This window comes from Corynebacterium ureicelerivorans (assembly GCF_000747315.1).
Classification (GTDB): Bacteria; Actinomycetota; Actinomycetes; order Mycobacteriales; family Mycobacteriaceae; genus Corynebacterium; species Corynebacterium mucifaciens.
The window spans coordinates 464,831-485,015 of the sequence record NZ_CP009215.1 but is presented as its reverse complement, the minus strand read 5'-3'; the positions used below and the strand labels follow the sequence as shown (position 1 = coordinate 485,015).

The 20,185-nt window shown below is 66.3% G+C and carries 23 protein-coding genes; 8 read left to right on the top strand and 15 right to left on the bottom strand.

Going from position 1 to position 20,185, the window contains the following annotated elements; genetic code table 11:
• Window positions 1-9: 9 nt before the first annotated feature.
• The 3 genes from CUREI_RS02465 to CUREI_RS02455 are packed head-to-tail and all read right to left on the bottom strand — an operon-like array spanning window position 10 to window position 1,977.
• Entirely contained in the window at window positions 10-741 is a 732-nt protein-coding gene (locus CUREI_RS02465; RefSeq protein ID WP_084768112.1) for a hypothetical protein, read from the bottom strand.
• A gap of 10 nt (window positions 742-751) precedes the next feature.
• Entirely contained in the window at window positions 752-1,741 is a 990-nt protein-coding gene (locus CUREI_RS02460) for a DUF3152 domain-containing protein (protein WP_084768110.1), read from the bottom strand.
• An 11-nt stretch (window positions 1,742-1,752) separates the two neighbouring features.
• Window positions 1,753-1,977 (bottom strand): DUF3107 domain-containing protein, encoded by a 225-nt coding sequence (locus tag CUREI_RS02455; protein WP_038613772.1) that lies wholly within the window; start codon window positions 1,975-1,977, stop codon window positions 1,753-1,755.
• 229 nt (window positions 1,978-2,206) lie between these two features.
• On the opposite strand from CUREI_RS02455, the gene CUREI_RS02450 reads away from it, so the two are divergent.
• Both CUREI_RS02450 and CUREI_RS02445 read left to right on the top strand, forming a co-directional pair.
• Entirely contained in the window at window positions 2,207-3,451 is a 1,245-nt protein-coding gene (locus tag CUREI_RS02450; RefSeq protein WP_051952378.1) for a DEAD/DEAH box helicase, read from the top strand.
• Window positions 3,448-4,662, top strand: coding sequence for an Rv3212 family protein (locus CUREI_RS02445; protein ID WP_038610034.1), 1,215 nt, complete (start codon window positions 3,448-3,450; stop codon window positions 4,660-4,662). Before CUREI_RS02450 ends, CUREI_RS02445 begins: the two co-directional genes overlap by 4 nt.
• A 33-nt stretch (window positions 4,663-4,695) precedes the next feature.
• Here the strand turns inward: CUREI_RS02445 and CUREI_RS02440 are convergent, their stop codons facing one another.
• On the bottom strand, window positions 4,696-5,154 hold the full coding sequence (locus tag CUREI_RS02440) for a hypothetical protein (protein ID WP_051952147.1): 459 nt from the start codon (window positions 5,152-5,154) through the stop codon (window positions 4,696-4,698).
• A 457-nt stretch (window positions 5,155-5,611) separates the two neighbouring features.
• On the opposite strand from CUREI_RS02440, the gene CUREI_RS02435 reads away from it, so the two are divergent.
• Window positions 5,612-5,875 (top strand): WhiB family transcriptional regulator, encoded by a 264-nt coding sequence (locus tag CUREI_RS02435; protein WP_038610031.1) that lies wholly within the window; start codon window positions 5,612-5,614, stop codon window positions 5,873-5,875.
• Between the two features lie 84 nt (window positions 5,876-5,959).
• The gene (locus tag CUREI_RS12840) at window positions 5,960-6,034 is read left to right on the top strand and encodes a 50S ribosomal protein bL37 (protein WP_100227335.1); all 75 of its coding nucleotides are present in this window, start codon (window positions 5,960-5,962) and stop codon (window positions 6,032-6,034) included.
• A gap of 80 nt (window positions 6,035-6,114) precedes the next feature.
• Here the strand turns inward: CUREI_RS12840 and CUREI_RS02430 are convergent, their stop codons facing one another.
• Both CUREI_RS02430 and CUREI_RS02425 read right to left on the bottom strand, forming a co-directional pair.
• Window positions 6,115-6,387 (bottom strand): hypothetical protein, encoded by a 273-nt coding sequence (locus CUREI_RS02430; RefSeq protein WP_038610028.1) that lies wholly within the window; start codon window positions 6,385-6,387, stop codon window positions 6,115-6,117.
• The gene (locus tag CUREI_RS02425; protein ID WP_051952377.1) at window positions 6,387-7,037 is read right to left on the bottom strand and encodes a sigma-70 family RNA polymerase sigma factor; all 651 of its coding nucleotides are present in this window, start codon (window positions 7,035-7,037) and stop codon (window positions 6,387-6,389) included. The genes CUREI_RS02430 and CUREI_RS02425 overlap by 1 nt, the downstream gene beginning before the upstream one ends.
• 45 nt (window positions 7,038-7,082) lie before the next feature.
• Here CUREI_RS02425 and ybaK point away from each other — a divergent pair, with 45 nt between their 5' ends.
• Complete coding sequence (ybaK, locus tag CUREI_RS02420) at window positions 7,083-7,547, top strand: Cys-tRNA(Pro) deacylase (protein ID WP_038610025.1); 465 nt, start codon at window positions 7,083-7,085, stop codon at window positions 7,545-7,547.
• On the opposite strand, the gene CUREI_RS02415 is transcribed toward ybaK, so the two are convergent.
• Window positions 7,534-8,190, bottom strand: a complete 657-nt coding sequence (locus CUREI_RS02415) for an SOS response-associated peptidase (protein ID WP_038613762.1) — start codon at window positions 8,188-8,190, stop codon at window positions 7,534-7,536. The two genes, ybaK and CUREI_RS02415, sit on opposite strands and share 14 nt — an antisense overlap.
• 22 nt (window positions 8,191-8,212) lie before the next feature.
• Between CUREI_RS02415 and aroA the strand changes: the two genes are divergently transcribed.
• Window positions 8,213-9,484: a 3-phosphoshikimate 1-carboxyvinyltransferase gene (gene aroA / locus CUREI_RS02410; RefSeq protein WP_038613760.1), complete on the top strand. Its 1,272-nt coding sequence runs from the start codon at window positions 8,213-8,215 to the stop codon at window positions 9,482-9,484.
• Window positions 9,484-10,506 (top strand): ribosome small subunit-dependent GTPase A, encoded by a 1,023-nt coding sequence (gene rsgA, locus CUREI_RS02405; RefSeq protein ID WP_038610022.1) that lies wholly within the window; start codon window positions 9,484-9,486, stop codon window positions 10,504-10,506. The genes aroA and rsgA overlap by 1 nt, the downstream gene beginning before the upstream one ends.
• On the opposite strand, the gene CUREI_RS02400 is transcribed toward rsgA, so the two are convergent.
• Window positions 10,480-10,977, bottom strand: a complete 498-nt coding sequence (locus CUREI_RS02400) for a DUF6912 family protein (protein WP_038610019.1) — start codon at window positions 10,975-10,977, stop codon at window positions 10,480-10,482. The two genes, rsgA and CUREI_RS02400, sit on opposite strands and share 27 nt — an antisense overlap.
• Window positions 10,977-11,390 (bottom strand): HAD-IA family hydrolase, encoded by a 414-nt coding sequence (locus CUREI_RS02395; RefSeq protein WP_038610017.1) that lies wholly within the window; start codon window positions 11,388-11,390, stop codon window positions 10,977-10,979. Before CUREI_RS02395 ends, CUREI_RS02400 begins: the two co-directional genes overlap by 1 nt.
• 282 nt (window positions 11,391-11,672) lie before the next feature.
• Here CUREI_RS02395 and CUREI_RS02390 point away from each other — a divergent pair, with 282 nt between their 5' ends.
• On the top strand, window positions 11,673-11,972 hold the full coding sequence (locus CUREI_RS02390) for a hypothetical protein (RefSeq protein ID WP_051952146.1): 300 nt from the start codon (window positions 11,673-11,675) through the stop codon (window positions 11,970-11,972).
• On the opposite strand, the gene secA is transcribed toward CUREI_RS02390, so the two are convergent.
• From secA to mtrA, 6 genes are all read right to left on the bottom strand, one after another.
• Window positions 11,969-14,512, bottom strand: a complete 2,544-nt coding sequence (gene secA / locus CUREI_RS02385; RefSeq protein ID WP_038610011.1) for a preprotein translocase subunit SecA — start codon at window positions 14,510-14,512, stop codon at window positions 11,969-11,971. The genes CUREI_RS02390 and secA overlap by 4 nt on opposite strands.
• A 178-nt stretch (window positions 14,513-14,690) precedes the next feature.
• Complete coding sequence (gene hpf, locus CUREI_RS02380; protein ID WP_051952145.1) at window positions 14,691-15,407, bottom strand: ribosome hibernation-promoting factor, HPF/YfiA family; 717 nt, start codon at window positions 15,405-15,407, stop codon at window positions 14,691-14,693.
• Between the two features lie 98 nt (window positions 15,408-15,505).
• Window positions 15,506-16,132, bottom strand: a complete 627-nt coding sequence (locus tag CUREI_RS02375) for a ComF family protein (RefSeq protein ID WP_051952144.1) — start codon at window positions 16,130-16,132, stop codon at window positions 15,506-15,508.
• A gap of 25 nt (window positions 16,133-16,157) precedes the next feature.
• A complete protein-coding gene (gene lpqB, locus CUREI_RS02370) occupies window positions 16,158-17,864 on the bottom strand; it encodes an MtrAB system accessory lipoprotein LpqB (RefSeq protein ID WP_038610008.1) in 1,707 nt (568 codons plus the stop codon).
• Entirely contained in the window at window positions 17,851-19,461 is a 1,611-nt protein-coding gene (gene mtrB / locus CUREI_RS02365; RefSeq protein ID WP_236627246.1) for an MtrAB system histidine kinase MtrB, read from the bottom strand. The genes lpqB and mtrB overlap by 14 nt, the downstream gene beginning before the upstream one ends.
• Window positions 19,462-19,494: 33 nt before the next feature.
• Window positions 19,495-20,178 (bottom strand): MtrAB system response regulator MtrA, encoded by a 684-nt coding sequence (gene mtrA / locus CUREI_RS02360; protein WP_038610004.1) that lies wholly within the window; start codon window positions 20,176-20,178, stop codon window positions 19,495-19,497.
• Window positions 20,179-20,185 lie beyond the last annotated feature (7 nt).

Genomic DNA, 20,185 nt, shown 5'->3' with positions numbered 1-20,185 from the left:
TTGTGTCACTCACTCCGACACGAGGATCGTTTGCACCCGCTCAGCTATCGAACGTACGTCCGATCCCGCACTCTTAGCACAGGCCAGACGGTATTCCAGCGCGCGGTTCGCCAGCTTCCGCAACCCGGGCACATGCGCCCACCTGTCCAGCACTGCTTCATCCACCGCGCCGCTTAAAAGCCCGTCGACAATCACTAAGGCAGCGGTGAAGCCGCGGGGGCGTTTGCCTGCGGACGGCACAAGGTCGGTCAGCGTCGGCGCAGCATCTCCCGAGTACAGCAGGCAGGACGCGAAATCCACGTGGGCCACCACATCACCGGGTTCTTCCGAGTAGCCGTCCCACACCGCCCGTTCTGCGGCAGCGAACACATCGTCCCGGTCCACCGCAGGTGCGTCGATCCCGTCCATTGCGTCGTCGTAGCGCAGTGCGGCGGACACGGCCTCGTCGATACGCGAAAAGGGGCGACCCTCCACAAACTCGCCAGCTTTGAAACCGCCTACAACGAGGCGGCCGTCCGTCGCCCGCACAGGGCGCGAGACCGCGATGCCGTGTCCGAACTCGCCGGCGCGATCCCGCGCCTTACCTGACCATGCCGCGGTGGGAGCCGCCCGGGACACGACGATCCGCCCGAAGCGCACGCCGTTGTCCCATGCTGGTCCAAGCGGTGTGCCAGCGTGCCCGTCGAGCTGGAACGCAGAGAGAACGTGGCCGGGAATTGCTGCGGTTGCGCGTGAGCTCACCTGCAACCCCCTAGAGCGCAGCCGGTCGCGGATATGGCCACGGGTTGGCCCGGCACGTGTCGGCGTTGTCCGGGTACTGGCCATCCGGGGTCATCTCGCGCAGCTGCGCATTGTTCAAGCTCAGCGTCTGCTGCATCATGATCGGCGCGAGCGCGTTCGGCTCCGGGCAGGGTTCATGTGTTGCGAAGCCGACGGCGTGGCCCACCTCGTGGTTGATCAGGTACTGGCGGTAGCTGCCCAGGTCGCCCTGGAACGGCACCGCACCCCGGACCCAGCGCGATTCATTGATGATCACACTGTCTTCACCGGTGACGCGGGTGCGGCAACTGGTTTCTGTGCCCAGCTGGGCGCCGCAGAGCTCGGCGGTGGTCTCCAGCGACGCCAAGCGAATCTTCAACGTCGGGTTGTCGTCGACGCTCACGTGCTCGAAGCGGAATCGCGGGTCGTTGGTCCAACTACGCGGATCGCTCAACGTCGCGTCCACCATGTGCGCGAACGCGTTGTCCCCGCCGTAGCCGGAGGTGTCAACACCCCGCTCCACTTCGACGGCGTAGCGCACCACAAGCTCGGTGCCGTCGCCCGCAGTCATGCCGGGGGCGCCGACCTCGTAAAAGGTGCCCTCACCCGTGGTGGTGTACGGCCCACCCGGGGGCAGGTCGTCTGGGTCGAAGTGACCTTCTGCGATCGCGGCCGGCTCCAGGGCCCCTTCCCCACCGCCGTCACCGCCCTCGGCCGACACCACGGATTCGAGCGCCACGTCCTCAGGGTTTTGCACCATGTTGATCAGGACGAAGACGGTGATTACCGCCAAGACGGGGATGGCGTACGCTCGCCACCCGTACTCGCGGGCGAACGCAGTGAGCCTGCCCTCCGGATCACCCGTCCGCCCGAGGGAGCCGTCGTCGCTCAGGCTGGGGCGCACCCCTTGGGAGCCCCGGGCGCCGCGTTCATGCGCCTTCTCATGTGCCCCGTGCCCACGAGCCCCGTGCCGTTGTGTCATAGGTGCGTAATTTAGCGCATGAAACCGACGGTTCGGGCCGCGGCAGTACCCTGCTCCACGTACACGATACGGTCGGTGCGGATCAGGTAGGTGCGGCCCTTGTCGTCCTCCACCTTCAGCGTGGCTTGCCCGCCGCTGATGGCCTGCTCGACGGTGGAAATGATGTCTTCCTGCCCCTCCGGCAGCTTGATCGTCAGTTCGCGCGGGCTGTCTGCAAGGCCGATCTTGATATCCATGGTGTCGCTCACTGTCCTTTACATCATTCGCTTCAGCGGTCTCCCGCTCTGCCGCTGCGGCAGGCATGTCTCAGCCCGCTCGCACACTGCCGTCATTGTAGCCGCCTGACGTTAAGATGAACGCGTGCCCTATTCAGCTGAGAGTGAACACGCCCGCGTTGACGCCGGCGGCTCGACGGGTGCCGAGACACCGCCCCCAACCTTTGCTCAGTTAGGCGTCGCAGCTGAAATCGTCGATGCGCTCGCTCAGCGCGGCATTGTGCGCCCGTTTTCTATCCAGGAGCTGACGCTGCCGAGGGCGCTGGTAGGCCGGGACATCATCGGGCAGGCGCGGACCGGCATGGGCAAGACCTTCGGCTTCGGCGTGCCGCTGCTCGACCGTGTCTTCGACGACGCCGACATCGAGGAACTCGACGGCACCCCGCGGGCGCTGGTTATTGTGCCCACCCGCGAGCTCGCGGTGCAGGTGAGCGACGATCTTGCCCACGCGGCGTCGCTGACCCCAGTGCGCGTCACCACGATCTACGGCGGCCGGCCCTACGAGGAGCAGCTCGCCGCGCTGGAACAGGGCGTGGACGTGGTCGTCGGCACGCCCGGGCGGCTGATCGATCTGTGGCAACGGGGCGATCTCAACCTCTCTGCCGTGGCCATCCTCGTGCTGGACGAGGCGGACGAGATGCTGGACATGGGGTTCCTGCCGGATATCGAGACGCTGTGGGCGGCCGTACGCGACGACGTGCAGGCCATGCTCTTCTCCGCCACGATGCCCGGCCAGATTCTTTCCCTCGCCCGGGCGAAAATGCATACGCCGGTGCACATCCGCGCCGAGGCCGCAGACGCCCCAAGCACCCACGACACCACCCGCCAGGTGGCGCTCAAATCCCACCGCATGGACAAAACGGCAGTCGTCGCCAAGATCCTCCAGGCAAATGATCGGGGACGCGCCATCATCTTCGCCCGCACCAAGCGCTCGGCCGCGGAACTTGCAGAGGACCTCGCCCAGCGGGGCTTCGCCGTCGCTGCGGTGCACGGCGATTTAAGCCAGCGCGCCCGTGAGGCAGCGCTCGAGGCGTTCCGGCAGAGCGACGCCGACATTCTCGTCGCCACCGATGTTGCGGCGCGAGGCATCGACGTCGAGGATGTCACCCACGTCATCAACTTCCAGACCCCCGACGACCCGATGACGTACGTCCACCGCATCGGCCGCACCGGGCGCGCGGGAAAGAAGGGCACTGCGGTGACCCTGGTGGGCTACGACGAGGTGGCGAAATGGCAGGCGATTAACGACGAGCTCTCGCTGGGTGCCCGGGATCTGCCCGAGTGGTTCTCTACCTCCCCGGAATTGCGCGAGGCGCTCAACATCCCAGACTCGGCGTCAGAGCGCGTCGGCCGGCCACGTACAGTGCTCGGAGCACGGCCGCCCAAGCCCTCGGCCAAACCCTCGGCCAAGCACCCAGGAAGGAATCGGCGATGAACGCTCCCCTGCGCCGCACCCGCGGCGATCTCATTGCTACCGGAGTCATCGCTGGCATCTCCTCGTTGCTTGTCGGCGCCGCATTCTTCACCGCACCCGCGCGCGACGCGCACCTTGCCCCCGCCGCGGAGGAGCAGCAGGATTACGGCCGGCTCGCGGTTGCCCCTTCCGCATTGAGCGAGGGCTTTACCCTCCGCGACACCTCGGGCCGCGACCAACCGTTGGTGGCCAATGGGTTGATCATCACCTACAACAACAACACCCTGAGCGCCACCACCCCGGAGGGCGAGACGGTGTGGACGTACGAGCGCCCCAACGAGCTGTGCTTGGTGGACCAGGCGTGGGACAAGGTCGTGGCCGCGTACCGCAACAACGCGGGTTGCGGCGACGTCGTGGCAATCGACGCCAAGACGGGCAGCTACGCGGGGACCCGTTCCGCCATTGCGCCGGACAACGTCGTCCGTCTCGCGTCCAACGACCGGGTTGGCTACGCCAGCGCCGAACGCGTTGAGCTTTGGCGGTCGGACTTGGTGCGCACCGTGGAGTACGGCCGGGTGGAGGCGAAGCAGGAGCCGAAGCAACAGCCGCACGAGTGCACCATTACCTCCGCGCTAACGCGCAAGGAGCTGCTCGCGGTGACAGAGATCTGCGACGACGGCGCGTTCCTGCGCCTGCAGGAGGCGACGCCGGAAGATTCCCGCGAACCGGAGATCCTCGCGGACATCCCCGTCAGCGAGGACGCCTACCTGGTGGCAATCTCGCAGGACGCGGCCGCTGTGTACGACCCCGCTACGTCTGAGGTGCGGGGGTACGACAAAGATGGCGCCACCACGAGCACGTCCTTCGTCCCGCAGCTGGATGCCCCGGAGCTCGGCCCCGACGGGGTGGTGAAGAACCTGCCAGTAGCGGATCTTCCGCACCACATGACGTACTGGGAGAACGGATCGCTCGTGCTCATGGAGCCAGCCGAACTCCAAGTGACCGGGGTGTTCCAGGGCGCGCTAGGCACCGGCGTCGCCGCGGGGGACGCGCTCTTGTACGCCACAGACAACGGCATCGCCGTCGCGGACTGGCACACCACCGCCCCGGAGCGGGTCATTCCCGTTGACCGCGGCGGCTATTCGGGCCCTGTGCACATCGCGTCTGCGGGAGCGACTGTGGTGGAAAAACGCGGCGACGAGGTCGTCGTCATGCGCGCGACCACGTCGTAACCCGGCTCCCCGCCAGGCACCGGCCGCCTGGCTCTACCGGCGCGCTTTGCGCAGCTCGTAACGCGCTTCGTTGTAGTCCCGCGTGGCCGGGTGGAAGATACCCACCAGCGCGAGCAGCGCGGAGGCGAGTGTGGCTACACCGAGCAGGGGCGCGCCCCCGCGGAACATGTAGACGGCGACACCCGCGAGAATCGCCTCCACCAGGACCACTGCCCCGGTCGCCCGAGGGGTGCCTTTCAGCGTCGATACCGCGGCGTACCCGACAAACCCGAAGATGATGAGCAAAAATACGGCCGTGCCGATGTTGACGTAGCTGGCCGCCGCCGACTCGGATTCAAGTGTGGACGTGTGGTCAGTGAACTGGGAGACGATCAAGGTTGCCACGTAAATAAAGATGGCAGCGCACTGCACCAGCACCACGACCGCGCTAAAACGCATGATCGCGGGAACGGTGCCGAGCTCGTTCTGGGCGGGTTTAGAGTTGGTGTTCACGGCTAGTTAGTCTATGCCCTCCGCCGCCCGCTACAGAGCCGCTCCCATTCACGCTCCACGATTTGACGGACGCCCACACTGCTTAAATCACCTTTTCTGCAGCTCAGAGCACCTACTTGCCACCCCATGTGGCAGCCCACGATCGCCTCGCAGACCCAAAATCGCGTTTCATTCTATGATTCGGGTCACATTTTGGCTGGTCCCCTAGCGCGGTGCAGGTGAACATGCCATTATTTCCGGGTAGCAAAAACAACGGGCTGGTTACACAGCCCTTAACCCTAAGCCACCACAGGGTTAACGCCCGGTAAACGGAAGACGGCCCCGCCACCAACGGGAGCTCCGCCCACTGCCGGGAATCAAACTTCGTTTGCAACGCATCCGCTTCGGCCGGGTGTTTTGTGGTGCGCACGTAATTGCACATGGACCCGACACACAAACCACACAAAGGAGAATCACCATGGATTGGCGCCACGAAGCTATCTGCCGCGACGAGGACCCGGAACTGTTCTTCCCCGTCGGCAACTCCGGACCTGCCCTGAGCCAGATCGCCCAGGCCAAGCTGGTATGCCACCGCTGCCCCGTTACCTCCGAGTGCCTGAAGTGGGCGCTCGAGACCGGCCAGGACGCCGGCGTCTGGGGCGGGCTGTCCGAGGAGGAGCGCCGCGCTCTCAAGCGCCGCAACAAGGCCCGCGCACGCAACCGCGCCCGCCTCTCGGCCTAACGCCCTAGCGGATTACCCGGCAGCGGGTACCGGGCGATAGAGTGGAACACCTGTAACCGGTACCCATCACTAGAGGAGGCCCCCATGAGCAAGCGTGGTCGCAAGCGCAAGGATCGTCGTAAGAAGAGCGCTAACCGCGGTAAGCGTCCTAACGCGTAAGCACGCGGTACGACAAGCAAGCGGGCCCTTCCCACCTGGGGAAGGGCCCGCTTTCGCGATGCACGCGCCCGGGGTGAGCCCTAGTACGTCTCCGTGTAGGTGACCGTCGTGATGGACGCGATGATCCGGCGGCGCAGCGGTTCCGGCGCCTTTGCCGGGCCGCAACAATCTTTCACCATGGAGCGCACGTCGCGTTCAGACCGAGCGACGGCCAGACACTCCGGGCAGGACGCGAGATCCCGCGTGATGGCCTCTCGGCGTTCAGGGGTGGTTTCGGCGTCAAACAGTTCACACAGCAGTTGGTGGGTGGCGTTGCAGCCGTGTGCGTCGGTGTGGGTGTGCCCGGTGGACATTACTTCTCCTTCGCGTCCTGTGCGGTGCTGTGCGCGCGGGTCGCGCCAGCCATGTCTGCATGGTCGAGTCCAATGCCCCGCTCTTGTGCCACGTCCTTCAACATCCCTCGGAGCTGTTTTCTTCCCCGGTGCAGCCGGCTCATCACCGTGCCGATCGGAATGTCCATCACTTCCGCGATCTCTTTGTACGCCATGCCCTCCACGTCGGCGTAGTAGACCACCATGCGGTAGTCCTCGTTCAGCGAGTTGAGCGCGTCGGAGATCCGTGAGTTCGGCATCGCTTTGAGCGCCTCGACCTCTGCGGACTCCAGCCCTGTCGAGTCGTGCGAACTCGAGGTGTAGAGCTGGTTGTCCGTCACCTCGTCGGCTGAGGTCTCCAGTGGGCGGCGCTGCTTCTTGCGGTACGAATTGATGTACGTGTTGGTCATAATCCGGTACAGCCACGCTTTGAGGTTCGTACCCGGTGTGAAGCTGCCGAAGTTTTTGTAGGCCTTCAGGTACGTCTCCTGCACCAGGTCCTCGGCATCTTGCGGGTTCCGCGTCATCCGCAGCGCGCCACCGTAGAGCTGGTCCAAAAGGGGCATCGCTTCGTCGTTGAAGCGCGTCTTCAGGTCGTCGCTTGCGCCGTTGTCAGGCTCGGTTTCGGGCATGCCCGCCATTGTAGGGCCACCGGTTGCCGCGGCTACCCTGTCCCCATGGCAGAGAAAACACGCGCATTGACCGCTTTACATGCCACCGACCACGAGGTGCTCACCTACGCCCCGAGCCAGGACCACTTCGGCACCCACGCCGCAGAAGAACTGGACTTAGACCCGGCCGCCGTGCTGAAGACACTGGTGATTGCCCACGAACGCGACCTGGCAATCTGCTGCGTTCCGGTGGACGGGCACCTCTCACTCAAGGCCGCAGCGAAGGCGCTGGGCTGGAAGCGCGCCGAAATGGCGGAGCCGGCAAAGGCGCAGCGGGCCACCGGCTACGTCGTCGGGGGCATCTCCCCGCTGGGCACGCTGCACACGCTGCCAACGCTTATCGACGCCTCCGTGGCCGACCTGCCCACCGTCACCGTCTCCGCCGGCCAACGCGGCTTATCTGCCCGCCTGTCCCCGCAAGACCTCGCCGAACTGACCGGCGCCCAATTCGCGGCAATCAGCGCCCCATAAGTTCTGCGTAGTCGTTCCTAGTGTTGCCGACCTCCTGCGCGGCCTCATTCCACACGAGCGTCTCGGCCACGCGCGACGGGTGCACCAGCTCGAGGGCCTCCTCCGGCGTGCCCTCGACCCACTGCCGGACTTCGTCCCGACGCAGAAACAGCGGCAGACGGTGGTGCAGCCACGCCATGTTCCCGGCGGCCTCGGTAGTGACCATGGTCGTGGACAGGCGGTCCAGCCCCGTCTCCCACAGCGCCGCCGCGAAGAGCATCCCGTCCTCCGGGCGCACGAAGTACGGCTGCTTGCCGTTTTCCGTCTGCCGCCACTCGTAGTACCCGTCTAAGACCATGAGGCCGCGGCGAGCCTTGAACGCGCTGCGGAACGAGGGCTTTTCGGCCACGGTCTCACCGCGGGCGTTGAACAGGGGTGCCCCGGTCTCGTCCTTCTTCCAGGTGGGCAGCAGCCCCCACCGGGCAGCGTCGATACGCGCGTCGTTTCCCGCGATCCTGATCAGGGGCACTTGCTGCGTCGGCGCGATGTTGTAGCGCGGCGGCGGGGTGCCGTCCGGCGCCGCCACCGCCGGCACGCCTGGCAGCTCCGCCACGGCGTGGGTGAGATCGTCGCCTGAGGTGAAAAGAACGAATCGTCCGCACATGCCCTCCATTATCATTGCCCGCATGAGCGAGATGTGGCCAGCGCCGTTTCACCCCAGCCCAGTCACCCATACCCGTGAGGTGCCCGGCTCGAAATCCATGACGAACCGCGCGTACATCCTCTCCGCGCTCGCCTCCGGCCCGTCCACCATCACGGGCGCCCTGCGCTCGCGCGACACCGACCTCATGGAGGCCGCGTTGCAGGCGATGGGCACCGGCATCCGGCGCGACGGCGCGACCATCCACGTCACGCCGGGCCCGCTGCGCTCCGCGGAAGTGGACTGCGGCCTCGCGGGCACCGTGATGCGGTTCGTTCCGCCCGTCGCGGCGTTCGCGGAGGGGCCTGTGCTTTTCGACGGCGACGCCCACGCGCGCACACGCCCCATGTCCACCATCTTGGAGGCGCTGCGCGCCCTCGGCGTGAACGTGACGGGAGAGAGCCTGCCGTTTACGGTGCACGGCACCGGCGGCGCCGAGGGCGGGCCGGTGGACATCGACGCCTCCGGTTCCTCGCAATTCGTCTCCGGTTTGCTGCTTTCCGCCCCGAGGTTCGAGCGGGGCGTGCACATCCGCCACACCGGCGACACCCTCCCCTCCATGCCCCACATCGACATGACGGTGGCAATGCTTGCCGACGCCGGGGTGCACGTGGAGGCCGCCGAGAAGTCGTGGGCGGTGCAGCCGCAGGAGATCCGGGGCACGCACTGGGCGATCGAACCCGACCTTTCCAATGCGGCGCCATTTCTGGCCGCCGCAGCGGTGACTGGCGGGGAGGTGCGAATCCCCCACTGGCCGGAGCGCACCACGCAACCCGGCGCGGCCATGCTGTCCATCTTGGAGTGCATGGGTTGCGAGGTTGAGCTGGAGGCAGACGGAGCGCACCACACCCTGCGCGTGCGCGGCCCGCAGCCGGGGCACCTCCTGGGCATCCACCTCGACATGGGCGATATCGGCGAGCTGGCCCCCACCGTGGCCGCGATCGCCGCCTGCGCCACCACGCCCAGCGAGCTGACGGGCATCGCCCACCTGCGCGGCCACGAAACCGACCGACTCGCCGCGCTTTCGGCAGAGATCAACGGGCTCGGAGGCGACTGTGAGGAGCTTGACGACGGGTTGCGCATCACCCCCACCCGGATGCGCGGCGGCGTGTGGCACACCTACGACGACCACCGGATGGCCACCGCCGGTGCCATCATCGGGTTGGTAACGCGGGGGGTTGATGTGGAAAACATCGAGACTACGTCCAAGACGCTGCCCGGGTTCGCGCAGATGTGGGCGGAGGTGGTGGCGCAGTAATGGGCCGCAGCTTTTCCGACTACGACGAATCTGACGTGCGTGTCCGCCCCGGGAAAGGATCCCGGCCGCGGTCCAAGCAGCGCCCTGCGCACCACGACGCCGAGTTCGGCCTCGTGGTGGCCAAAGACCGCGGCCGCTGGGGCGTGGTGCTGGACACCGGCGCACGCCTGCAGTGCACGCGCGCCCGGGAGCTGAAACGGACCTCCATCGAGGTGGGCGACCGTGTCGGCGTCGTCGGGGACACCTCAGGGGATAAAGACACGCTCGCCCGCATCGTCAAGCGCGCGGATCGCACTTCCGTGCTGCGCCGCACCGCCGACGACACGGACCCCTATGAGCGCATCATCGTCGCCAACGCGGAGCTCATGCTCATCGTGGTGGCTGCGGCAGACCCGCCACCCCGGACCGGTTTTGTGGAACGGGCGCTGATCGCCGCCTTCGTCGGCGGCGTCACCCCGGTGGTGTGCGTGACCAAGACCGACCTGGCCGATCCGTCTGACTTTGAACGCGAACTCGATGCGATGGGCGTCGACGTGTTGCGCACCGGCGTGGAGGACGGGGTGGAGCGGCTGCGCGAGCGCATTGCGGGCCGGGTCTCCGCCCTCATCGGGCACTCCGGCGTGGGCAAGTCGACGCTGGTCAACCGCATCGTGCCTGAGGCAGACCGAGAGACCGGAGAGGTGTCCGGCGTGGGCAAGGGACGCCACACCTCCACGCAGTCCGTTGCGCTGGAGGTGCCCGGCGGCGGCTGGATCATCGACACCCCCGGCATCCGCTCATTCGGCCTCGCGCACGTCGCCCCCGAAGAGATCGTGGAGGTGTTCCCAGATCTTGCGGAGGCCGCGGAGCGCTGCCCCCGCGGCTGCACCCACCTTGGCCCCCCGGCAGACCCAGAGTGCGCGTGGGACGAGCTGGACCCCGACTCCCCCGTCGGCCGGCGCGCAACCGCTGTGCGGGGCCTGCTTGCGGCCCTGCACTCCAACAACGACTGGGAGTTAAAGCAGCTCGACGAGGACCGGTAGCTCGCTCGGGTCGTAGAACGCCATGTAGTTGTCCTGGGCGTCGCCGACGGTCAGTTCTGCGTCCTCGTCGCCGAGGTCGGCGGCATCAACGACCTCGATCGCTTTCGCCGTTGCCTGCTCAGCCTCCGCAATGTCGACGTGGATGGCCGCAACGTCCTCCAGCTTCACCGGCCCAGCGAGTCGCACCACGGACTCGCCCATCTCCGGGTCCGCGGTGGCATTCGTGACATCCGCGGAGATGACCACGCGCCGGTGCGGGTGCCGCTCTTCGTCGCCGATGGCTAAGAGCCGGATCGAGGCGAGCGCAGCGTCGTCAAACGCGACCGCCTCAATCTCCTCCTCATCGCCCGAGGTGAAAAAATTGTGCAGTGCATCGGTAGCCGCAAACGCCCATCCGTTTCGGGCGTGAATCAGCTTGTTCTCCTCCAGCGAGGCGAGCATGCCGAAGGTGGCGGGAAGGTACACGCGCACTAGAACTCGCCCTCGATGTCGAAGAGGGACTGGATCTCCACCGCGGTGCGGTCGATGGCCGTGTGCAAGATGCCAATCATGTCGTACTCCACCGCGGCGCGGACGTTCATGATGTCGTCGTCGATCATCACGCACTCGTTCAGATCCACCCCGACGGCGTCCGCGGCGGCTTGGAACGCAGCGCGCTCCGGCTTCTCAACCCCAATCTCGCCTGAGAGCACAACGGCATCCACCACGCCGTTGAACTCCCACTCGCGGATCTTCTCTGCAGCCTCGCCGTCGCCCTCCTCGTTGGAGAGGATGCCTACGGCGATGTCCTTTTCCTTTACCGCCGCGATGAGGGTTTTCCAGCGCTTCTCGTCCTCTGCACCGGTGTCCAACACGCCTGCGTAGTCGATGATCAAGCCCTGCACGGGACCCCTCTTTCGTTTGTTGCTCTTCGGATGTGCACTTAAATGAGCACGCCCTTTACACGGGCGGCTGCAAACGTGGACAATGATACCCACCCCGCAGCCACACCGTCCCCCTCCATCTGGCATCACCGCATGACGCGAGGGAGATCACCCCACATGTACTACACCGCCCCAGGGCACCGGCACGTCCAGATTCTCGTACCGCCGTCGAGCCGCGGCCGGTCGCCGTCGGCCCCCGCACCCGCGTCCCCCTGCCCCAGCCCGCACAGTCCGCGGCGGGACGTGGAGCCCGTCGTTGTCGAGGCGCTTTCCGCAGCCTTAGGGAAGGGCCGGCAACCGTCGATGATGGCGTGGCGGTTTGCCCCTGCCGTGCGGGCACACATCCGGGCGAGACAACGCGCCTCCGCACTGGCCGCTTCTCAAAAAGGCGCCACCACCGCCGCGGGCAAGGTAAAAGTGCTCACCTGCCACACACGCGAGGGCGGCGAATTCTTCGGTACGGTCCAGGCTGCCGACGGCACCAGGCGGGCCTACGCCGCCAAGATCGACGGGGGCAGGCTCGTCTCGTTCAAGGTGCTCTAGCTCGAAGATACAGCCGCGGAATCCTGGTCCTCGAACTGCTTGCGCATGGCAAACAGCTGGCGCACGGTTTCCTCCTGGACGGCCTCGTTCATCGCGTTGAACATGTCGCCGCCCTCCTTCTGGTACTCCACCAGCGGGTCGCGCTGCGCCATCGCGCGCAGGCCGATGCCCTCTTTGAGGTAGTCCATCTCGTAGAGGTGTTCGCGCCACTTCGTGTCGATGATGGGCAAGATGACCATCCGCTCAAGGTTGCGCATCTGGTCTTCGCCGCCGATGGACGTGATGCGCTCCTCCAGGCTGTCGTACTGGGCGTTAGCGTCGTCGATAAGTGCCTGGCGCAGCTGGCCCGAAGTGAGCTCGCCCGGCGACCCGTACTCGTCGCCGTCAATGAGTTCCTGCGCGCTCACCTTAGGGCCGTAGAGGGAATCAAGCGCGTTCCACAGGTCGTCGAGGTCCCAATCCTCGACGTACCCCTCAGCGGTCGCGCCGTCCACGTACGCGCCGATGGTGGACTCGATCATGCGGCGCACCTGGCCGGCGATGTCGCGTGACCCCAAGATCTCCTGGCGCTCGCGGTAGACCACCTTGCGCTGCTCGTTGAGCACCTCGTCGTACTTCAGCACGTTCTTGCGCATCTCGAAGTTCTGGTTTTCCACCTGGGACTGCGCGCCCTTGATGGCGTTGGAGACCATCTTCGCCTCAATCGGCACATCGTCCGGCACGTTGAGGCGGTTCATCATGTTCTCCATGGACTGGCCGACGAAACGGACCATCAGCTCATCGCGCATGGAGAGGTAGAAGCGGGATTCGCCCGGGTCGCCCTGGCGGCCGGAGCGGCCGCGCAGCTGGTTGTCAATGCGGCGCGACTCGTGGCGCTCAGTACCGATGACGTACAGGCCGCCGGCCTCGCGCACCTCGTCGCCAAGCTGCTGCGAGCGCTCCTTGGCAATCGGCAGCTTCTCGTTCCACGCCTCCTGGTAGCGCTCCTCGTCCTCGAACGGGTCCAGGCCCTGCGCCTGCAGCTTCGCGTCCAGGAGGACCTCGGGGTTACCGCCGAGCACGATGTCGGTGCCGCGACCGGCCATGTTGGTGGAGACGGTCACCTTGCCGGGCAGGCCCGCCTCGGCGATGATGCGGCCCTCTTCCTCGTGGTGCTTTGCGTTGAGCACGTTGTGCTCCACGCCCTTGCGCGTGAGCAGCTGGGACAGGTACTCCGAGCGCTCGACCGAGGTGGTGCCCACGAGCACCGGCTGGCCCTTCGCAACGTGCTCCGCGATGTCATCCGCTACAGCCGCGAACTTAGCCTCCTGGGTCTTGTAAATCAGGTCGTCGCGGTCCGTGCGCTGGTTCGGGCGGTTCGGCGGGATTTGCACGACGTCCATCTTGTAAATCTGGTGCAGCTCCGCCGCCTCGGTCTCCGCGGTGCCGGTCATGCCGGATAGCTTGTCGTAGAGGCGGAAGTAGTTTTGCAGGGTCACCGTGGCCAGCGTCTGGTTCTCGTTTTTGATCTCCACCTGCTCCTTGGCCTCGATGGCCTGGTGCATGCCCTCGTTGTAGCGGCGCCCCGGCAGCACACGGCCGGTGAAGCCGTCCACGATCATGACCTCGCCCTGGCGGATGATGTAGTCCTTGTCGCGCTCGAAGAGCTCTTTCGCCTTGATGGCGTTGTTGAGGTAGCTGACCAGCTGGGAGTGCTCCGGCGCGTAGAGGTTGTCAATGCCCAGCTGGTCCTCGACGAACTCGACGCCCTCCTCGGAGATGCCCACCGTGCGCTTGCGCTGGTCCACCTCGTAGTGGATGCCCTCGCGCATACGCGGGGCAAGCTGCGCGAACACGGTGTAAAACTGGCTCGAACCGTCCACCGGACCGGAGATGATCAACGGCGTACGCGCCTCGTCGATGAGGATGGAGTCCACCTCGTCCACGATTGCGTAGTTGTGGCCGCGCTGCACAATGTCGTTAACCGAGCGCGTCATGTTGTCGCGCAAGTAGTCGAAGCCGAGCTCGTTGTTGGTGCCGTACGTGATGTCGGCGTCGTACGCCTTCTTGCGCTCCGCCGGGCGCATCTCCGACAGGATCACGCCCACCTCTAAGCCCAGGAAGTGGTGCACACGGCCCATCATCTCCGCGTCGCGCTTGGCCAAGTAGTCGTTGACGGTGACAATGTGCACGCCTTTGCCGGACAGCCCGTTGAGGTAAGCCGGCAGCACCGAGGTCAGGGTCTTGCCTTCACCCGTCTTCATCTCGGCGACGTTGCCGAAGTGCAGGGCGGCACCACCCATGATCTGCACCTTGTAGTGCTTCTGGCCCAGCACGCGCCACGACGCTTCTCTGGCGGTGGCAAACGCGTCGAGCAGGATGTCGTCGAGGCCTGCGCCACCTTCCAGTTGGCCCTTGAACTCGGCAGTCTTGGCCCTGAGCTCCTCGTCGGTCAGCGCGGAGTACTCCTCGTCAAGCGCCATTACCTCATCGGCAATTTTTGCGAGACGCTTGACGGTGCGCCCCTCGCCGGCACGGAGCAGCTTTGACAGTCCAAACACGTGTGCAAAGTCCTTTACTACTGGTTGACAGGGCCAAAGTGGTACAACGGGCCATTGTACGCACGTCAGCGCCGGTGGGAACAACCTCTAAGGCACCTCACAGCAGAACCCGTACCAACGCACGATTGCCCGCCCCGCCCGGGAAAATCTGGGGCGGCGCGGGCAATACACGCCGGGGCTAGTCGGTCTCGCCCTCCGGCGCGAGCTCAATCAATCCGTAGTCGTACGCGTGACGGCGGTACACCACAGCCGGACGGTTGGTCTCCTCGTTGATGAAGAGGTAGAAATCGTGCCCGACCAGCTCCATCTCGCTGAGCGCGTCGTCCACGCTGCGCGGGGTGTTGGGATGCACCTTGGAGCGCACGATCTGCCCCGGGACCACGTCGTCGACCTGGCCCTCGTACGGGTCCACGTCGTATTTTCCTGTCTGGTCCGCAGCGCGCTGCTGGGCGGCCTTCGCACCCGCCTCCATCTCGGCAGCCAACACGCCGGCGCCCTTCGGAGCGCGGTGGCCGGATAGCGCAATGTTGCGCCGGGCCTTGACCTTGCGCAGAGAGCGCTCCAGCTTGTCTACTGCGGCCTCGAGCGCCGCGTAGAAGTTTTCCTGCTTCGATTCAGCGCGGGCAAGGTGGCCGGATCCCGTCGCCGTGATCTGGATGCGTTCCGCCTCCGATTCGCGCCGGGGGTTCGGCTCGTGCTGCAACTCCACGTGGAACGACGTCAACGTGGGGTCCAGCTTTTCAATCTTGGCCAGCTTGCTGTTGACCCGTTCCTGGAAGTGCTCCGGAACCTCCACGTTTCGCCCGGTGATGGTCACTCGGGCTTCCGGGCTGAGCACCTCCCCCTGGCTCGGGGCGGCCGGCGCGGTGGTCTGGTTGCGGTCTGCAGAAGTCATCTGCGTCCTCCCTTGCGGTAGTAGGAACTGCGTCCACTTCCACCGTATAACTGGTTATGACCAATTTCAGGCGTTTCAGTGAATCATTACGCCGCTGCTTAGGCGGCGCACAGGGTGACGCACGCCGCCACGTCCGCGCCGCGCGAAATGAGCAGCGCGGTGCTTGCCTGCAGCGTCGCGCCGGTTGTCACTACGTCGTCCACCACCACAATCCGCCCCGCAGGCACCCCGTTTATGCGCACCCGCCCCGCAAGGTTCAACCGGCGCCCGGCCTCGTCCAGCCCCGCCTGGTCGGCGGTGTGTGGGTCGAGGGCCAGCACCGGCGCCACGCGCCTCCCGCTTGCCCGGCACACCTGCTCCACCGGGTCGCCGCCACGGGCGCGGGCGGAACGGGCCCGGGTGGGGGCGGGAACGAGAACGGTGCCACACGGGATATCGCCGCGCGCTTCCAGATAGCTCAGTGCGGCATTCAGGACGGCACCGACGTGGCGGCGCACCGCCACGTGGTTGCGCTCCTTCATAGCCAGGATGACGCCGCGGTGGGGGTCGGCGTACGGCCCGAGGGCAAAGACCGGCACGTGCGGCGCGGTCTTCGGAAAAACCCGCTGCGGCGGCGCGGCGAGACCTAACCGGCACGCGGGGCACAGGAGGTGACCCGGCCGACGGCACCCCGCGCACGCCTGCGGCAGGATAAGCTCCCCCATCTGCGCCAACACATCCCCCATCCGCTCCCCCTCTCGGATGGCAACTCTAGCGCGAGGTGATCGGCAGCGCCCGCACACCTTCCAGACCGGGCACCTCGCGCCAAATGGGATTGTCCGCCCCGGAGGCCGGTACCTGCAGCAGCGCGTTGGCGTCGGTGACATAGAGCGTGCTCGGCGAGGCCGCCACCGCCACCACCGGCGCCGAAATGTTGCCTGAGGACATGGCTGTCATGGAGGACCCATCCTGCTCCACACGCATGACCGGAGTGGACGTGGTGGTGCCCACCAACAGGGACCCGTCCGGGCGCCACTCCGCGGAGATGACGCTGCCGTCCAACTCGTGCGCGTATTCGTAGATGTTGACAACGGATCGCTCGCCGGAGGCCTCCCGCCGCACAATGCCGGTGTAGAGGCTGCCGTCGATCACCATGACCACCCGCGTGCCTGTGCGCGACAGGCGCAGCACCGAAATGTTGCCGTCCACCCCCTCGGGCAGCTCCACCTCCACCTCACCGGTTGTCAGTGTGCCGGTTGCCGCAGATTCGACGGTACGTAGAACGCGGGTGCCGTCGGCAACCGTCCACACCGCGGAGGCAGCCGGCTCGAAGGTGGGGCGGGTAAACGTCCCGGCGCGCATGACCTCTTCCCCGGTGCCCCCGAGCATTCCTATGCGGAACACGTCGTCCGCGCCGTCTCCCGGTTTGCCAAAGATCGCGGCCCACTCGCCGCCGGCAATGTCCACCGCGGTCACGTCGTCTGCGCTTCCGAGCGCGCCTTCGACCGGCTGCGTCGACCGCTCGTCCACACGCACTACTTTGCCCCCGGCCAGGGCGTACAGCGTGGTTTCGCCGACGGTTTCCACAAGCGGGCTGGCCGCGATGAAGTCATCGGTGTCCAGGTCCGTGGCGCCGTCGAGAAGCGGCTGCCCGTCCGCCTCCAGCGTGTAGGGGCCGGTCACACCCGCGGTCGCGAGCGTCCAGACCACCTGCGCGGCAAAGCGGGCGCGCTCATCCTCACTCACCCCCGCGAAACCGGTGAACGTGTAGGCCCCGTCTTGCTCGCCGGTGTAGGAGGCGCTAGACGGCAACGAGCTTGTCAGCGCCGGGAGCAAGCGCTTCGACGGGCCTTCCATGAGCAGCCCGATCAAGTCGCTGGCCAGGGTTTCCCGCTGCGAATGCACCCACCGACGGTCCGTGACCAGCTCCCGGTCATCCTCGTCGAAGAAGTACAAGTTGTACGGCTGGTACTGGTTGCGTAGCTCGGTGCGCTCGAGGACGACGCCCTCCGGCAGCGAGGAAATCCGCCACTGCCCGTCAACCATCTCCATGTCGATGGTGGCCTCGTACGTGCCGCGCTCCGGCGTGTACGAACCGCCTTGGCGCACCGAGCCCACCACGGACCCGTGCACCGAATAGCTGCGCTGACCCACCGGCGACCCCGGGAGGGTGGTCATGCCGATGCTGTCCACCACGAGCTTCTGCCCGCTGGGATCCCAGGCCGCCGACGCGCCGTCGGTGAGGTAGGCGCGCGCCGCCTCGTAGTCCGCGTCGGGCCTGGCGGAAGCGGCGTAGAAGTCCCGGAGGAGCAGGTCCGGCGCCTGGTCTTTTTCCGGGCCCGCGGCCTGGGTCTCCGTCTCCACGGGGTTGAAGGAACGGATGACGTGCGGCGCGGAGTTCGTCGGCAACGACGCGCACCCGGAAAGCGTCGCGGTCGCCGCCACCGTCACGCAGGCGAGCAGTTTACGTGCGTGCATCTGTGTCCTCCTGGGGCACTTGCGTATCGACGTCCTCCGGCTGCCCACCACCCTGCGCAACCTCGGTCGCCTGGGCGAGCTCCACTCGCGGTGGCTCCAGCGGCAGCGGGGACTGCGTGAAGCCGGCTTCCAGGGTGCGCGGCAGCACCAGACGGAACTGCGAACCCACGCCGAATTCGCCGGCCGCGTCCAGCACACCGCCGTGCAGCTGCGCATCCTCCCGCGCAATGGCTAGGCCGAGGCCGGTGCCCCCGGAGTGGCGCTTGCGGGACTTGTCCGCGCGCCAGAAACGGTTGAACACCAGCTCGTCCTCCCCCGGCTTCAAGCCCACGCCCCGGTCGGTCACGGTGATGGCCACGGCCTCCTCGTTGGAGCGCATGCGCACGGTGACCGGGTTGCCCTCGGAGTGGTCGATGGCGTTGGCGATGAGGTTGCGCACGATCCGCTCGATGCGGCGGGCGTCGCCTTCCAGCGTCTGTGGCTCGTCCGGCATGTCGAAGACGACGTCCACGTCGAGCTCCTCCGCCAAGTGGTGCGTTTGCTGCCACGCGGATTCAACCGGCTGCCGCGCGTCCACGCTTGCCGTGGACAGCTCGGCGACACCCGCGTCGTGGCGCGAAATCTCGAGCAGGTCGTTGAGCAGGGCTTCGAAGCGGTCCAGCTCACTAATCATCAGCTCTGACGCCCGCCTCGTCGCCGGCTCCAGGGAATCCTCGTTCGCGGCAATCATGTCCGCGGCCATGCGCACCGTTGTCAGCGGCGTGCGGAGCTCGTGGGAGACATCCGAAGTGAACTGGCGCTGCAGTGAGCCGTACTCCTCCAAGTTGCTGATCTGCTTGCTCAACGCATCCGCCATGTCGTTGAAGGACATGGCGAGAACGGCCATCTCGTCCTCACCGTCCACCGGCATGCGCTCACGGAGGTGGCCGGAGGCGAAGCGTTGCGCGGTCCGCGACGCCGAGCGCACCGGCGCGACGATCTGCTGCGAGGCCAGCCACGAGATGCCCATCAGAAGGACCACCACAATCACCGCGGCAGAGGCCAAAATGCCGCGCATAAGCGCAACCGTGGAGGCCTCGCTCTCCATGTTCATGACCAAGTACAGGCGCAGGTTGGGAATGTCCGAGTTGGTCGGGGTGCCGACAATCAACGCGTCGTACGCCGAGCCGTCCGGGCGCTCAACCGCGGCGAACTGGTAGGCCACGTTGCCGTCCATGACGTAATCCCCCAGCCGCTGGGGAATCTGGTACGCCTCGGGCGACGACGTCACCGAGCCATTGGCGGCCTCCACCATCAGCACGGGCTCGTAGAAGCTCGCCGAGTCGCCGCTTTCCTGGGCACGCTGCGTTAACCCGGCGCGCGCAGCGTTCAACCGGGCCTGCAGCGACGCCGACGACCCGGAGTTGGCGAGCTGGTACTCCACGGTGGCTCGAGCCCGCTCGATCTCCACGCTGGCCGTCTCGACCTTCGCCGCGGTAATGCGGTCGGTCACCACCGAGGCGAGCGCCAAGCCGAGCACGGACATCACGACCGTGGAGACAAGCAGTACAGTGCCGACGAAGCGCACCTGCAGCCGAGTAGACCAGGCGTGCCGCACCCGGTCGCGGCCGCGACGTATGGCGTCCAGGTGTTACACCTCCGCCTTACCGGTCTTATAGCCCACGCCTCGGACGGTGAGGATGATCTCCGGGTTCTCCGGGTCGTGCTCGATCTTCGAGCGCAGCCGCTGCACGTGCACGTTGACCAGGCGGGTATCGGACGCGTTGCGGTAGCCCCACACGGATTCCAGCAGCTCCTCGCGGGAGTGCACCTGGTTGGGCTTGCGCGCCATCTCGACCAACAGGTCGAACTCCAGCGGAGTCAGTTGGATTTCCTGGCTGCCGCGCGTGACGGTGTGCTGCGGCACGTCTACCGTCAGATCACCCACCTCAAGCACATCCGCCGGGGTCTCATCCGTGCGGCGCAGGCGGGCACGGATGCGGGCAACGAGCTCCTTCGGCTTGAAGGGCTTGGTGATGTAGTCGTCCGCGCCCGATTCCAGACCGAGCACCACGTCCACGGTGTCCGTCTTGGCGGTCAGCATGACAATCGGCACGGCGGACTCTTTCCGGATCTCGCGGCAGATGTCGATGCCGTTCATGCCCGGCAGCATCAAGTCCAGCAGGATGAGGTCTGGGCTGAAGGAGCGGAACGTCTGCACAGCTTCCGCCCCGTCGGTGACAGAACTGGTCTGAAAGCCCTCGGCCTCCAGCACAATGGTCAACATCTCGTTGATCGCCGGATCATCATCCACCACAAGGATCTTCGGGGCCATGGGTCCT

Coding starts and splice junctions, on each gene's coding strand:
- CUREI_RS02460 (WP_084768110.1), bottom strand. CDS start 1,741: ATGACACAACGGCACGGGGCTCGTGGGCACGGGGCACATGAGAAGGCG.
- CUREI_RS02455 (WP_038613772.1), bottom strand. CDS start 1,977: ATGGATATCAAGATCGGCCTTGCAGACAGCCCGCGCGAACTGACGATC.
- CUREI_RS02445 (WP_038610034.1), top strand. CDS start 3,448: ATGAACGCTCCCCTGCGCCGCACCCGCGGCGATCTCATTGCTACCGGA.
- CUREI_RS02435 (WP_038610031.1), top strand. CDS start 5,612: ATGGATTGGCGCCACGAAGCTATCTGCCGCGACGAGGACCCGGAACTG.
- CUREI_RS02430 (WP_038610028.1), bottom strand. CDS start 6,387: ATGTCCACCGGGCACACCCACACCGACGCACACGGCTGCAACGCCACC.
- CUREI_RS02425 (WP_051952377.1), bottom strand. CDS start 7,037: ATGCCCGAAACCGAGCCTGACAACGGCGCAAGCGACGACCTGAAGACG.
- ybaK (WP_038610025.1), top strand. CDS start 7,083: ATGGCAGAGAAAACACGCGCATTGACCGCTTTACATGCCACCGACCAC.
- CUREI_RS02415 (WP_038613762.1), bottom strand. CDS start 8,190: ATGTGCGGACGATTCGTTCTTTTCACCTCAGGCGACGATCTCACCCAC.
- aroA (WP_038613760.1), top strand. CDS start 8,213: ATGAGCGAGATGTGGCCAGCGCCGTTTCACCCCAGCCCAGTCACCCAT.
- rsgA (WP_038610022.1), top strand. CDS start 9,484: ATGGGCCGCAGCTTTTCCGACTACGACGAATCTGACGTGCGTGTCCGC.
- hpf (WP_051952145.1), bottom strand. CDS start 15,407: ATGACTTCTGCAGACCGCAACCAGACCACCGCGCCGGCCGCCCCGAGC.
- CUREI_RS02375 (WP_051952144.1), bottom strand. CDS start 16,132: ATGGGGGATGTGTTGGCGCAGATGGGGGAGCTTATCCTGCCGCAGGCG.
- lpqB (WP_038610008.1), bottom strand. CDS start 17,864: ATGCACGCACGTAAACTGCTCGCCTGCGTGACGGTGGCGGCGACCGCG.
- mtrA (WP_038610004.1), bottom strand. CDS start 20,178: ATGGCCCCGAAGATCCTTGTGGTGGATGATGATCCGGCGATCAACGAG.